Origin of the sequence: Lentzea sp. NPDC003310, assembly GCF_040610935.1 — a bacterium.
Classification (GTDB): Bacteria; Actinomycetota; Actinomycetes; order Mycobacteriales; family Pseudonocardiaceae; genus Lentzea.
Genome location: NZ_JBEXNC010000003.1, coordinates 180,295 through 193,425, shown reverse-complemented (window position 1 = coordinate 193,425; position 13,131 = coordinate 180,295). Strand labels below are relative to the sequence as shown.

Annotated in this window: 12 protein-coding genes; 2 read left to right on the top strand and 10 right to left on the bottom strand. The window is 69.6% G+C overall.

What is annotated here, in order from left to right; genetic code table 11:
- Nucleotides 1-252: 252 nt before the first annotated feature.
- From ABZX02_RS06210 to ABZX02_RS06190, 5 genes are all read right to left on the bottom strand, one after another.
- Nucleotides 253-3,081, bottom strand: coding sequence for a toll/interleukin-1 receptor domain-containing protein (locus tag ABZX02_RS06210; RefSeq protein WP_355295355.1), 2,829 nt, complete (start codon nucleotides 3,079-3,081; stop codon nucleotides 253-255).
- A gap of 224 nt (nucleotides 3,082-3,305) precedes the next feature.
- Nucleotides 3,306-3,884 carry a TerD family protein gene (locus tag ABZX02_RS06205; protein WP_355295353.1) on the bottom strand — a complete coding sequence of 193 codons (579 nt, stop codon included), beginning with the start codon at nucleotides 3,882-3,884 and terminating at the stop codon, nucleotides 3,306-3,308.
- Nucleotides 3,885-3,912: 28 nt separating this feature from the next.
- On the bottom strand, nucleotides 3,913-4,572 hold the full coding sequence (locus ABZX02_RS06200; RefSeq protein ID WP_355295351.1) for a tellurium resistance protein: 660 nt from the start codon (nucleotides 4,570-4,572) through the stop codon (nucleotides 3,913-3,915).
- 8 nt (nucleotides 4,573-4,580) lie between these two features.
- A complete protein-coding gene (locus ABZX02_RS06195) occupies nucleotides 4,581-5,645 on the bottom strand; it encodes a DUF475 domain-containing protein (RefSeq protein WP_355295349.1) in 1,065 nt (354 codons plus the stop codon).
- A gap of 79 nt (nucleotides 5,646-5,724) precedes the next feature.
- On the bottom strand, nucleotides 5,725-6,303 hold the full coding sequence (locus ABZX02_RS06190) for a TerD family protein (protein WP_355295348.1): 579 nt from the start codon (nucleotides 6,301-6,303) through the stop codon (nucleotides 5,725-5,727).
- Nucleotides 6,304-6,720: 417 nt separating this feature from the next.
- Here ABZX02_RS06190 and ABZX02_RS06185 point away from each other — a divergent pair, with 417 nt between their 5' ends.
- Nucleotides 6,721-7,614, top strand: coding sequence for a toll/interleukin-1 receptor domain-containing protein (locus ABZX02_RS06185; RefSeq protein ID WP_355295346.1), 894 nt, complete (start codon nucleotides 6,721-6,723; stop codon nucleotides 7,612-7,614).
- Between the two features lie 25 nt (nucleotides 7,615-7,639).
- On the opposite strand, the gene ABZX02_RS06180 is transcribed toward ABZX02_RS06185, so the two are convergent.
- Genes ABZX02_RS06180 through ABZX02_RS06165 form a run of 4 tightly spaced genes read right to left on the bottom strand, consistent with a single transcriptional unit; the run spans nucleotide 7,640 to nucleotide 11,104 of the window.
- The gene (locus tag ABZX02_RS06180) at nucleotides 7,640-8,779 is read right to left on the bottom strand and encodes a ring-hydroxylating oxygenase subunit alpha (RefSeq protein ID WP_355295345.1); all 1,140 of its coding nucleotides are present in this window, start codon (nucleotides 8,777-8,779) and stop codon (nucleotides 7,640-7,642) included.
- A 32-nt stretch (nucleotides 8,780-8,811) separates the two neighbouring features.
- Nucleotides 8,812-9,366, bottom strand: coding sequence for a TetR/AcrR family transcriptional regulator (locus tag ABZX02_RS06175; RefSeq protein ID WP_355295344.1), 555 nt, complete (start codon nucleotides 9,364-9,366; stop codon nucleotides 8,812-8,814).
- Nucleotides 9,363-9,794, bottom strand: coding sequence for a toll/interleukin-1 receptor domain-containing protein (locus ABZX02_RS06170; protein ID WP_355295342.1), 432 nt, complete (start codon nucleotides 9,792-9,794; stop codon nucleotides 9,363-9,365). Before ABZX02_RS06170 ends, ABZX02_RS06175 begins: the two co-directional genes overlap by 4 nt.
- Nucleotides 9,791-11,104 carry a cytochrome P450 gene (locus ABZX02_RS06165; RefSeq protein ID WP_355295340.1) on the bottom strand — a complete coding sequence of 438 codons (1,314 nt, stop codon included), beginning with the start codon at nucleotides 11,102-11,104 and terminating at the stop codon, nucleotides 9,791-9,793. Before ABZX02_RS06165 ends, ABZX02_RS06170 begins: the two co-directional genes overlap by 4 nt.
- Nucleotides 11,105-11,199: 95 nt before the next feature.
- Between ABZX02_RS06165 and ABZX02_RS06160 the strand changes: the two genes are divergently transcribed.
- Nucleotides 11,200-12,342 carry a HEAT repeat domain-containing protein gene (locus tag ABZX02_RS06160; protein ID WP_355295338.1) on the top strand — a complete coding sequence of 381 codons (1,143 nt, stop codon included), beginning with the start codon at nucleotides 11,200-11,202 and terminating at the stop codon, nucleotides 12,340-12,342.
- 2 nt (nucleotides 12,343-12,344) lie between these two features.
- On the opposite strand, the gene ABZX02_RS06155 is transcribed toward ABZX02_RS06160, so the two are convergent.
- Nucleotides 12,345-13,085: a DeoR/GlpR family DNA-binding transcription regulator gene (locus ABZX02_RS06155; RefSeq protein WP_355295336.1), complete on the bottom strand. Its 741-nt coding sequence runs from the start codon at nucleotides 13,083-13,085 to the stop codon at nucleotides 12,345-12,347.
- Nucleotides 13,086-13,131: the final 46 nt, after the last annotated feature.

Here is a 13,131-nt window from a genome sequence, read left to right as displayed (position 1 = left end):
GCTACGGACCGGTGACGCGGACCCGCGGGCGGGAGGCCCGCGGGTCCGCCGTTCCCCCGGTCAGCCGAGCAGAGTGCTCAGCACGACGATGATGAAGTGCGTGTGCATGACGGTCCTCCTCCAGCCGATCCGGGTCTCGTGTCACCACGATGGTGTGATCCACCCGGTGCCGGGAGGAACCGGTTTCCTGTTGTGCAAACCGGTTGGAAACCGTGAAACCCGTGTTCAGCTGTCGTTCTCTCGAACGGGGAGCTAGCCGCCGGTCTTGCGGGTCAGGCTCTCGATCGTGCTCGCGAGGCGCAGCAACGGCCCTGGCAGCCGGAGCAGCCCCTGCGCGACCCGTGCCATCGACGCCCACTGCTGCCAGGCGCCGTGCTGCGCGACCAGCACGGGTGCCGCCTCGTCGATCAGCTCGCGGGCCAGGTCCAGCTCGTGCGCCTTCAGCAGGCAGACGCCGAGCTGGAACCGGGTCAGCTGGGCCTCGGGATGTCGGCGGCCCAGCGCCTCGGCGTGCCGGGGCAGCAGGTCCTCGTAGATCTTCCTCGCCCCCGCCCAGTCGCCCTTGTTCGCGGTCGCCAGGCCGGTGTAGAGCCGCGCGCGCAACGCCAGCGGGTGCCGCGGCCCGAGCGAGGCGTGGATGCGCTTCTCGGCGTCGGTGAGGACCTTCAGAGCGTCGCCTGGGCGGGAGTTGTTGTGCAGCGTCAGCCCGTGCAGGACCTGGAGGTCGAGCGTCAGCGGGTTGTCCGGGCCGTACCACTCCACGGACTCCGCCAGTGCCCGTGCCACCTTCTTCGTGGCGAGCTCCCACTCCCGCGTCCGCGCCCGCCGCTCCGACCACGCGAGGACGAGCTCGCCCTCGGCCTCGACGGCGACGGCCTCGCGGGCGAGGTGGTGACGGGGCAGCCCGGCCTCCCCGAGCACGCGGATGACCTGGTCGGCCGTCGCGCGCGACTCGATCACCCTGCCGGACAACAGCTGCAGCCTCGCCGCCTCGATCGCGACGCGTGGCCACGGACCGGCGTGCGTGCCCGTCGGGTGCTCGGCGCGCAACGACGACCACAGTCCCGTGATCCCCTCGAACGCCTCCTTGTACCGGCCGCGGCGGCGCAGCGCCGCCATCCGCATCAGCACGGTCTTGTCGCGTTCCTCCTCCGGCATCCACACGGGCGCGAAACCGAACTGCCCCACCAGTTCGTGCTCGTGGAAGACCTCGTCGGCCTGGGCGATGTCCCCGTCCAGGCCGTGCGCGCAGGCGGCCAGGAACCGCGCGCGGTACTCGGTGTGGCCGTCCGATCCCTCCAGCAACCCCTCGGTGAGCCGCAGAACTTCTTGCGTTTCCCCGGTTTCCACGGCGATCCGCGCCGCCGCGAGCACGTCCCGCGCGAGCGGCCGTTCCCCACCGGCACCCACGGCCGCACGGCGCGCGGCACGTGCGGCGAGGAGGTCCCCGTGCTCCTCGTAGACCTCCGCGACCGCCCTGAGCAGCTCGAGCCGGCGGCTCGCGGGCACCGCCGGGTGTTCCGCGATCTTCACGGCGTGCGCGCACATGTCCGTCGACTTCGTCTTCAACGCCGACAGCACGACCGCCGAAGCCTGCTGTGCCAACGCGTCCAGCGAGTGGTCGAGGTCCACCCCGGCCACGTCGGCCACCAGCGCGTGCAACTGCCACAGCTGCCGGCGCGTGCCCTCGCCGTGGTGGACGCGGTGCAGCAGGCAGTGCGCGTCGAGCTCGTCGAGCGCCTCGGCGACCAGCACGGGCGTCCGCTCACCCAGCAACGGCGACAACCCCTCCACCAGCAGGTCGCCGCCGAACGGCGCCCTGGCGAGCAACGACGCGAACCCGAGCACCGCCCGCGCGTGCCGCTGACGCGCCTCGACGATCGGCCGCAGCACGTCGACCACCGACCCGGTGTCCTCGGGGAACTGCTGCAGCGCACCGGTTCCCTGCCCGCCGCGCAACGACCGGACGGCGGCGGTGATGATCAGCGGGTGGCCGTGCGACCGGCGGACGAGATCCGCGACCGCGGAGCGTTCGTCATCGTCGAGGTCGGGCCACTGCGCCCTGAACAACTCCTCCGCCTCGACCGGCGTGAACCCGTCGAGCGCCACCGTCCGAACCGGCCAGTCCGGTGTCCCGGTACGACTGGTGAGCACGGTCCTGACGAACGGCGACGGCACCACCAGCTCGTCGAGCACATCGTTGTCCAGTCCGGCGGGCACGTCGTCGACCACCCACAGCACGTCCTGCCCGGCGGCGGTGATCCGCTCTCCCAGCGTGGCGCGGGCCTGCCGCAGGTCGAGCCCGGTCAACCCGATCCCGAACCGCGTGCGCGCCACCCGGTTCAGCTCGGCCGCCCAGTGCGCCCGCACGTCCCCGACGACGTCCCCGAGGCCCGTCCACTCCTGCCCGCCGGGAAAGGCGTCCCGGAACAGGAACCCGTACTGCTCGGCCAGCGCGGTCTTCCCCATACCGGGCGGCGCCTTGACCAACACCACCGAGTGCGACTTCGGCGCCTGCGACGCGAAGCGGCCGTCGCCCTGCAACGCGCTGTGCACGTCCCACAACGCGCGATACCCGCCGACGAACCGCCGCGGGTGCCGAAGCCGTTCGTGGAACTCGCGCCCCGACGAGTCCGGCACCCCGCCCATCGGCCCGGCGAGCCGGTTCACCTTCTCCAGCACGGCTTTCGCCAGTACGTCCACATCGGAGTCGTGCCGCCACGGCAGGTAGACGGCGTCGGTGAACTCGATCGGCGCGATGTGCCGGTCGTCGCCCTCCGGGTTGACCACGACGATCCGGTCCGTCGGGTCCTCGTGGTGGTGCAGCGCCGAGAGGAACGCCCTGGTGAACTCCCACTGACACGCGTAACGGGTGGGGTAGCGGCGCGAGTAGAAGGCCACCAGCAGGTGCGACCGGTCGAGCTCCCGGCGGAGGTTCTCGGTGATCGGGTCGAACACGTGGATGTCGCGATCCCTGACCACGTCGATCCCACGAGCCTCCAGGCCTGCCTCGACGACGTCGACAGCCGTCTCGTCTGCCCACGTGTAGCTCAGGAAGATCCGCGGTCGTGCTGCGGTCATCGTTCGGTGCCTCCGCTCGTCGTCCCACCACCTTGCCCGCGGACGCACGACACGGGCCAGGCGAAAACCTGACAGAAGTTCGTCAGATTCCCGGCGCCGTGTCCACTTTTCCTTCCTGTGCCCTCGTTTCGCGTACTCCTGTTCGGAGATCGTCCCGGATCCGTTACGAGGTCACTCGATCGGATCAGCGGGTGGGCACCGGCGTCCCGGCCCCACCCGCCGGCTCAGAGCACACCCGCGATCGCGGGCAGCAGGTCGCGGAAGGTGCGTCCCGAGGCGGGGATGCCGAGAGCGGTCATCGACCACCCCGACCCCTCTCTCGTCACCTTCGCCATGATCTGGGCGTTGTGCCGGCCGGAGCCCGACAGCGTGTACTTGGCGACCTCGGCACCCCCTCCCGCCTCGTCCACCAGGCGGCAGAACGCGTTCTCGATCTGCGAGAAGTCCTGGCCCGTGAAGGAGTTCACGGTGAACACGAGCGTCGTCACCTCGGCGGGCACGCGCGCGAGGTCGACCCGGATCGACTCGTCGTCGCCGTCTCCGGCGCCGGTCAGGTTGTCGCCCGTGTGCACGACGGCCCCGTCCCTGCTCCTGAGCTGCTGGAACCAGATCTGGTCGACGAGCTTGCCGGCCGCGTTGAAGAGCAGGGCCGAGGCGTCGAGGTCGATGCTCTGGTCGCGCAGGCCGAAGAGGCCTCTCTTCTTCACCGCGTCCCAGCCGAGGCCCATGCGGACGTTCGTGAGCGTGCCGCCGTCCTGCTTGCGCAGCGACACCTTCTGGCCCTTGGTCAACGTGATGGTCATGCCGTACCGCCTTTCATGGGTGGGTTCGCTACTTGCGGCCTGCCGTCCAGCGCAGACCCCAGCCGTACTCCTGGTCGAGGCGCTGCTGCCCGCCGTCGAGGTAGCGGACCTCGCGGCGCACGGTGAGCTCTCCCGCGCCCGACTGCTCGATCAGGGCGATCGCACACATCCGCGCGTTGTCACGGGGTTCGTCGAGCCGCACCTCGATCGTGGGCCCGGTCGCCGGGTGCAGGGTCACGACGCCGTCGGCGGCGGCCCAGTTCGGCACGCCCTCGTAGATGAAGGCGAACACGACGACGCGCCGGATCCGGGCGGCGTGGGCGAGGTCCACGTAGAGGTTCTCGCCGGCGGTGCCCGAGCCGGAGCGGTCGTCGCCGTCGAGCCGGATCACCTTGTCCCGCAAGCCTTCCGGGCTGGCGCTGAACGAGTTCCCGAGCGCCTGCACGACACCCTTGGACCCGTCGGTGAACTCGTAGAGGCAGCCGAGGTCGAGGTCGATGCCGGACGGGGCGAGCCACTGGCGCAGGAGCCCACCCGCGCCCTTCGGCGCCGGCCGGGCGTTCCAGTTCAGGTTGACGCGCAGGACGCCCGTGGACTGCTTGTGCAGCGAGACGCTCGGCTTGGACTTGGTGAGCAGGACGGTGCCGGTGGACCCTCCCGCGGGGCGCTTCGTGTAGTCGATTGCCATGGCACACCTCAGGTTCTGGCGGTTTCCAGGGAACGGCCGGCCGCGGAGACCCTGCGGTTGCGGACGACCGAGGAGACGAACGCGAGCAGGATGAAGCTGATCCCGATGAGACCGGTCACCAGTTCGGGGATCTCGAACCTGATGGTGCCCAGCAGGAGGACGGCGAGCGCGCCGATCGCCCAGTGCGCGCCGTGCTCCAGGTACACGTACTCCTCCAGGGTCCGCTGGCGGACGAGGAAGACGGTCAGCGACCGCACGAACATCGCGCCGATCAGGCCGAGGCCGATCGCGATGATGATCGGGTCGGACGTGATCGCGAAGGCCCCCACGACGCCGTCGAAGCTGAACGTCGCGTCGAGGACCTCCAGGTACAGGAAGGACATGAACGCGGCCTTGCCCACCTTGACCTTCAGCGAGTCGCCACCGTGCCGCTCCGGGTCGAACCGCGAGCTCAGCGCCTTGACGAGCACGTAGGTCAGCAGTCCGAAGACCCCGGACACCACGACCGTCGTGGACTTGCCCTCCGGCGCGAACTCCAGTGCCGCCACGCCGATCACGAGCAGCGACACCGCGACCGAGAGCTGCTCGAGCTGCCCGACGCGGGCGAGCGGCCGTTCCACCCAGCTCATCCAGGTGATCTCACGCCGTTCGAAGACGAAGTCGCAGAACAACGTCAGCAGGAAGATGCCGCCGAACGCGGCGATGGCGGGGTGCGCGTCGTGCAGGATATGGGCGTAGGTGCCGGGCGTGTGCTGGTCGCCGCCCTCCATCGCGAGCGAGATCGCCGAACCGGGAGAGAGTCCGGCGGTCACCCCGACGACGAGCAACGGGAACGCCAGGCGCATGCCGAAGACGGCGATGAGGATGCCGACCGTGAGGAATAGCTTCTGCCAGAACGCGTTCATCGTCTTGAGCACCGTCGCGTTCACGACGGCGTTGTCGAACGAGAGCGTCAGTTCGAGCACGCCGAGGATCGCGGCGAGGGCGAGGCCCGCCGGACCGGCGTAGAGGTAGGCGCCGACGAGTCCGACGGCGGTGACGGCGAGCGAGCCGCCGAACGTCCTGAGCCACATGGGTTTCTCCGTCGGGACGAGGGTGGGCCGGGCGGGAGGCCCGGCCCACCGGCTGCGTGCGCGGGACCGGAACGGACCGTCAGGCCACGTTCACGCCGTAGTCGCGGGCGATGCCGGAGAGCCCGGCGGCGTAGCCCTGCCCGACCGCGCGGAACTTCCACTCGCCACCCGCCCGGTACAGCTCGCCGAAGAGCATCGCGGTCTCGGTCGACGCGTCCTCGCTCAGGTCGTACCGGGTGATCTCCGCGCCACCGTCCTGGTTGACCACGCGGATGAACGCGTTGCGCACCTGGCCGAACGACTGCGATCTCGCCTCCGCGTCGTGGATGGACACCGCGAACACGATCTTGTCGCACTCGGCCGGCACGCCCGCGAGGTCGACCTTCAGCGACTCGTCGTCGCCGTCGCCCTCGCCGGTCAGGTTGTCGCCGGTGTGCTCGACCGAGCCCTCCGGGCTCTTGAGGTTGTTGAAGAAGACGAAGTGGCCGTCGGACATGACCTTGCCCGAGGCGTCGCACATCAGCGCGCTGGCGTCGAGGTCGAAGTCCGTGCCGCTGGTCGACCGCGCGTCCCAGCCGAGCCCGACGAGGACCGCGGTGAGGCCGGGGGCCTGCTTCGTGAGCGAGACGTTGCCACCCTTGGTGAGCATTACGGTCATTGCTTCCTCCTGTGTTCAAGGCAGCCGCCGACAACGGCTTGAGCGCATTGATCGCCGAATATCTCCGACGATTTCGAAGTGAACTGTCGAACGTGCACTGGACATCGGAGCGGAAGTGCGGCTGTTACCGGTCGGCGGACCCGGTCCCGACGTTGTCGTGAATCTGTCCAGTCTTTGTCGGGTCACCCCCGCGCTGGACGCGCGGACTGGCCACCGATCGAGAAAACCGCTGGTCCGGACGCATGGATCCCTGCTCTCCGAACTTGTTTCAGCAGGTCGGAGACGTATTCTCGATCAGTCCGAATTCCGCGCTGACGACCTGGTCACGGCTTAGCGAGGCAGGCGGGTTCTGGTGTCAGAGGTGTGGAATGCTTGGTGGCCCGGTCGTTGTTCACTCGGAAGGTCGACGAGGTCCTGATGCCCGATAACGAAACCTATGACGTCGCCGTGTCGTTCTCCGGCGCGCAGCGGGAACTGGCGGAGAATTACGTGCGGGCCTGCGAGGCTCTCGGCCTGAGCGTCTTCTACGACAGGAACGTCTCGGCCCGAATGTGGGGACGCAACTTCATCACCGAGTTCCGCAAGATCTACGGGCAGGGCATCGCGAGATACGTGGTGCCCTTCTTCTCGCGCGACTACCTCGGCGGCCCGTACCCGATGGACGAGTACAACGCCGCGCTCACCTGGTCGATCGAGCTGCGCGAGGACGCCTACATCCTGCCGATCATGGTGGGGGACGTCAGGGTGCCCGAGGAGCTGCTGAGCTCGGCGACCGCCCACCTGCGCGCGGAGGACTGGTCCGTCGAGGAGCTGGCGAAGATCACCTTCGAACGCGTCCGCACCACTCAGCCCGCGCCGCCCCCGGAGCCGGGCGTCCTGCTGCCGCGGATCGCGCCGGGCGGCTACAGCCCGTACGAGACGTTGGAGGCCGCGCTTTCCCTTGTCGGCAGGCGGTTCCAGGAACAGGCGCCGCTGTTGGGGCAGTACGGGTACCTCTGCCGCGTGCGGACCGCGGACCGCGAGGTCGACGTCCGGGTGGAGACCGGGGGCCGGTCCGTGTACGGCTTGAAGGTCTGGTTCGACGACTCCTTCGGTCAGGACCAGCTGGCGGTGGGCATCGGCTGGCCCTCGTTCCAGGGCAGGGGGATGAACGGCTGGGCCACGGCGGAGTGGGACGAGCAGCACCAGGAGGGCAGGCTGAAGTTCGCCGACGGCCTGCACGGCACGGGCGACGCGCTGCTGACGGCCGACCAGTTCTTCGACGCGTTGTGGCGCAAGGTCGTCGAGCACATCGAGCAGACGCACCGATGACGGAGGCCGACCGCGCAAAATCCCCTCAGGCCGGCGTGACCGCGGCCCGGTACGCCTCCAGCAGGAGCCCGTGGAAGTGGTGCACACCGTGCTCCGACAACCCGGTCCCCGCCGGGTCGTACACGATCCGCCCCTGCTCGAACGCCGGCGTCCGCATCCCGCGCTGCACGCTCTCCACGATCCCGATGTCCTGCTGCTGCAACACCTCGTCGATGTACCGCACACCGTCCACCTCGGCGGCACTCATCTCGGCTGTCTCGAAGTAGAAGTCCCACGTCTCGCGCGTGCGTTCCGGACCGTCCGGGAGGATCTGCAACACCATGAAGTTCGCCCGGCCGGGGTAGCGCAGCAGGCACGTGTTGGGCCACAGCCACCACACGGCGTGCTGGTTGACCGTCGCGCCGGACACGTCGTACGCGCTGTTGGCCTGCTTGCCCGCTTCGGCGAAGTGGCTCGACCAGATGCCGTGCGTCTGCACGTCGTACGTGCCCATGTCGACGAGGTCGACGAACTCCGGGTGTGCGATGTGGCAGTGGTAGCACTCCAGGAAGTTGTCGACGACGTTCTTCCAGTTGGAGTCGATCGTGTACGTGAGGCGCCGGGCGTGCGTCAGGGTGGCGACGTCCGGTGCCCAGAGGTCGATGTCCGCGGCCAGGTCTGGTGCCTGAGAGGCCAACGGGCGAGCGGTGGGATCGAGGTTGACGTAGACGAAGCCGCCGAACTCCTCCACGCGCACCTGGTCCAGGCACACGGCGGACTTGTCGAAGGTCTCCATGCGGTCGGCTCGGCGGGCTGCCTTCAAGCTGCCGTCCAGGTCGTACGTCCAGGCGTGGTACGGGCAAACGATGTTGCGTGTGACGCCCGAGCCGCTCAGCAGTTCGTGTGCGCGGTGCTTGCACACGTTGTAGAAGCCGCGCAGCACGCCGGAACGGTCCCGCACCACGGCGATCGGCATGCCCGCCACCGTCGAGGCGAGGTAGCTGCCGGGCTCGGCCAGGTCGCGGACGTGGCAGAGCCATTGCCACGTGCGGGCGAAAACGGCCCGTTGTTCGAAGGCGGACCACTGCGGTTCGACGTACGCCTCGGCGCGCAACGACAGCGAGCGCGCGGGATCGGGGTGGTAGCCGGTAGCGATGCGATCGACGTCGTCCGCCGTGACCCTCATGCGTCCCAAGGTAGAGCTGTTTGAACGGTCGTTCAAGAGAGGGCGATGTCCTCGCACAGCTTGACGGCACGGCGCAGGGACGCGCGGTCGAGGCCGAGCAGCGCGGTGAGCCACATGCCGTTCTGCACCACGTCGACGTCGGCGGCCCGCTTCGCGCACTCGTGCCGGGACAGCTCCGGCCGGGCCGCGCGGATCAGCCGGGCCAGGCCGGCGCGGTAGCGGGCCTGGGCCGCGGTGTTGATGCGCTCGAACTCCTCGCCTGCCTGCGCCAGCGACCACAGCTGCAGCCGCAGCGACAGGTACTCGGTCGTGAGGAACTCCGGATCGGCCACGCGCCGCAGCGCCACCCGCAGCCGTTCGCCTGCGGGCAGCGCGGGGTCGGGTTCGACGAGCGCGACGTCCTGCTCTTCGATGCGCAGCAGCGCGGCGCTGATCAGGCCGGTCTTGTCGGTGTAGTGGTAGTTGACGAGACCGAGCGCGACGCCCGCCTCCCGTGCCACGGCGCGCATGCTGACGCCGCCGATGCCGTGCCGGGACAGCAGGGTGAGCACGGCGTCGAGGATGCGCCCGGCCGAGTCGGTGCTCACCGGCTCACCTTCCGGGCGACGATCCCGGCGAGCTCGTCGGTCGTGTAGTTCTCGAGCTTCAGGTAACCGATCGCGCGGCTGAGCAGCCGGGACGGCACCTGCACGTCGCCGACCATGATCGGCAGGATGTAGCCGCCGCCCATGATCTCCAACGCGTGCAGCGCGGCCGCGTGGAACTCGTCCATCGGCCACGGGCTCGCCAGGTACTCCCGGGACAGGAACGGCATGAAGTACCGGGCCTGCGCTCCTCCGTAGATGTCCCGCATGTCGTAGTGGAGGTAGGAGCCCCAGAACTCGACCGTCTTGTCCTTGTCGTAGAACACCTTCACGCCGAGCTGCTGGCACGCCCTGACGAGGGGCTCGACCTCGTCCCGCTGCGCTCCGGCGAACGAGACCGCGACGTCGTAGGCACGGTGGTCACCTGTCACGGAACGATCGTAGTGAGGCTCGCGGGCAGGCGTTCGAAGCCGCGCAGGATGCGTGTCGGCCGCCGGCGCGCGCCGGGCAGCGGCGCGAGGCCGGGGAAGCGCTCGAAGATCGTGCGCAGGCCGATCTCGCCCTCCATCCGCGCGAGCTGGGCGCCGAGGCAGTAGTGGCGGCCCGCGCCGAACGACACGTGGTCGCGCGCGTTGGCCCTGCTCACGTCGAACACGTGCGGGTCCTCGAACACGGACGGGTCGCGGTTCGCCCCGGCGAGCACGGTCGTGACGAGCTGACCGCGGCGCACGGGCACACCGGCGACCGTCGTGTCCCGCGCGCACAGGCGACCGGTCAGCAGCACCGGCGGGTCGTGGCGCAGCACCTCGTCGACGGCGTTGGACCACAGCTCAGGCCGGGCGCGCACCGCGGCGAGCTGCTCGGGATGCCTGGTGAGCAACGAGATTCCGTTGCCCAGCAGGTTGACGGTCGTCTCGAACCCGGCGGCCAGCACCAGGCCCGCGGTGGCCTTGAGCTCGCGCTCGGTGAGGCCGACTCCGTCCTCGCGGGCGGTGATCAGGCGGCTGAGCAGGTTGTCGCCGGGATCGCGGCGCAGCGCGTCGAGATGGCGGGAGAGCCAGGCGTCGAACGTGTCGAGCGTCGACTCGACGTTGCGGAACACCCGCCACGACAGGCCCAGGTCGAGGCTCGGCGCGGCGGCCGTGCCCAGGGCGAGCACGGTCTCGCGCTCCTCTGGCGGCACGCCGAGGATCTCGCTGATCACCGTGACCGGCAGCAGCCCGCAGTAGGTCTCGATCAGGTCGACCGGGTCGGCCGGGTCGAGGGCGTCGAGCAGGTCGTCGGCGATCTGCTGGGTGCGCACGCGCAGCTGTTCGACGGCGCGGGCGGTGAACACGCGGGTGACGAGCTTGCGGTAGCGGGTGTGCGCCGGCGGTTCGACGGCGAGCAGCGAGGGCGGCTGGACCGGGTGCATGGTCTCGGTGGCCGACCACGCGGCCAGTTTCCCGAGCACACCGGCGCCGAAGCGGGGACGTGCCGTCACGAACGCGTCGTCGGACAGGACCGCCTTGACGACCTCGTGCCGCGTCGTGGTGTGGCCGATGCGGGTGGCGGCCAGCGGTCCCCGCGCGCGGATCTCGTCGAACAGGCCGGTGAGGTCGGCGCAGGTGGAGGCCTCGACCGTGATGCGGCCCTGCAGGTCGCCGCGGCGGGCGGCGAGACGCAGCACGGCCCGCGGCAGGGCGTGGCCGATGCTCCAGCGCACCGCCGGTTTGACGTGCTCCTCAGCCAGGCTCGTCACGTTCGCAGCGTGGCCGGTAGGCCGCCACGAGTCAAGGTCTCGGCCATCCGGTCGAACGCCGAGTCCACTTGGGACCACCGGTAGCCTGCCGCGCCATGGACTTCCGGGCGCTGATCGACCGCATCGACCACGAACTGTGGCGGACCGAGGTCGAGGACTTCGTGCGCGAGCAGGGGATCACGACGTTCGACGGTCTCGTGGACGTCCTGACCACCTCGGAGGACGGCCAGGTCCTGCGGCAGGGGCACCGGGTGTTCTCCCTGGTGAACGCGGACGACGAGACGTACGTGGCCCTCCTGCGCCATCCGCACCACGGCATCCGCAGGGCGGCCGCGGCCATGTTCCGCAACGAGAAGGCGCTCCGGTACGCCGAGGACCTGCTGCCGTTGCTCGCCGACGAGGACCACTACGCGCAACGGGAAGCGTTGTGGGCGTTCGGGACCATGGGGCCGGACGTGCTGCCGCTGCTGCAGGAGACCCGCCGCACGGCCAAGGGCGCGCTGCGCCGGGGCGCGTTGGTGGGCATCGCCGAGGCGGGCGGCCCGGACGCGTTCACGCCGGAGGACCGCAGGGTCGTTGACCGGTTCATCCGCTCCAAGCTCGAAGACGACCGGTACAGCATCGACGAGATGCACCTGTGCGGTGGCTGGTACGCGATCAGGACCGAGGACCAGGCGGCCGTGCTGGCCGTCTGCGGGCTGCAGGACCCCGTGCCGGTCACGAAGGTTCTCGGCGCGCAGGCCTGGAACAACGACCACCACGCGTGGACCAAGGACGAGGAGCACGTGCGGTGCGCCAGGGTCTACGTCACGGGCGCGTGGGACGGCTGGACGCTCGTGTTCGGCGAGCCGTTCGAGCACGGAACCCGGTCGGTGACGGAGATCTGCGCGGTGCTGAGCGCGGTCTTCGGCGAGGCGCACTACTACGGCGAGAGCTGCGGTGACGGCTGGACGGCGTGGTGCGTCGCACGAGGTGGCGAGATCGTCCGGTACTACGACGCGTTCAAGGAGGAGGAGCAGATCGGCGAGCTCGACGTCGAGGACGGCTGGTGCCTGCCGCACGACCTCAGCGACGAGAACGACGACCTCGACGACATCTACGCCACCGACGTGGCCGAGGAACTGTCCGTCAACCCCCGCTACTTCGAGGGCGACACCGAGGGCCACGGCGTGCTCGCGCTGACTCAGTGCGGCATCAAGTACGGCTCTCCCAAGGGTTTCCTCCAGGTCGTGCTCTGACCTCAAGCCTGGATGACGGGTACCTCCAACGCGCGCACGACGTCGTTGTCCGCGTCGGTGATCACGCCGGCGACATCGGCGAACGGCAGCACGGAGAACCTCGACGCCGTACCGATCTTCTCGGAGCTGGCCAGCACGTAGGTGTCTGCGGCCTGATGAGCGAGCGCGCGCTTCATCGCGGCCTCGTCCGCGTCACCGGTCGTGAGTCCTGCTTCGGGATGCACGCCCGTGACGCCGAGGAAGAAGACATCGGCGTGCACGCCCCGTGCGGCCTCCACGGCGGCGGCGCCGCACGCGACCATCGAGTGCTTGAAGAGCCTCCCGCCGATCACGTAGACCTCCACGCCCCGATGCTCTTCCAACGCGCTCGCGATCGTCGGACTGTGCGTGACGACCGTGGCGTGCAGTTCGAGCGGTAGCGCGCGCACGACGGCGAGAGTGGTCGTACCGCCGTCGAGGATCACGGTGCTCCCAGGCTCGATCAGGGACGCCGCTGCCCGTGCGACCCGTTGCTTGCCATCGACCTGCACGCCCTGTCGTGTCGCGTAGTCGGCGATGGCGGGGGATACGGGCAGTGCGCCGCCATAGACGCGTTGGCAGAGACCTGCCGCCGCGAGATCACGCAGGTCCCGCCGGATCGTGTCCTCGGAAAGGCCGACCTCGGCGGCGAGGTCCTTGGCGACGATCCGGCCGTCGGTGCGCAGCCGTTCGAGCAGCAGTTCACGGCGTTGGGCAGCCAGCATGCACGTTTCTCCTTGTTTTTGCCGAGTCTTGCACATTATGGTCGGG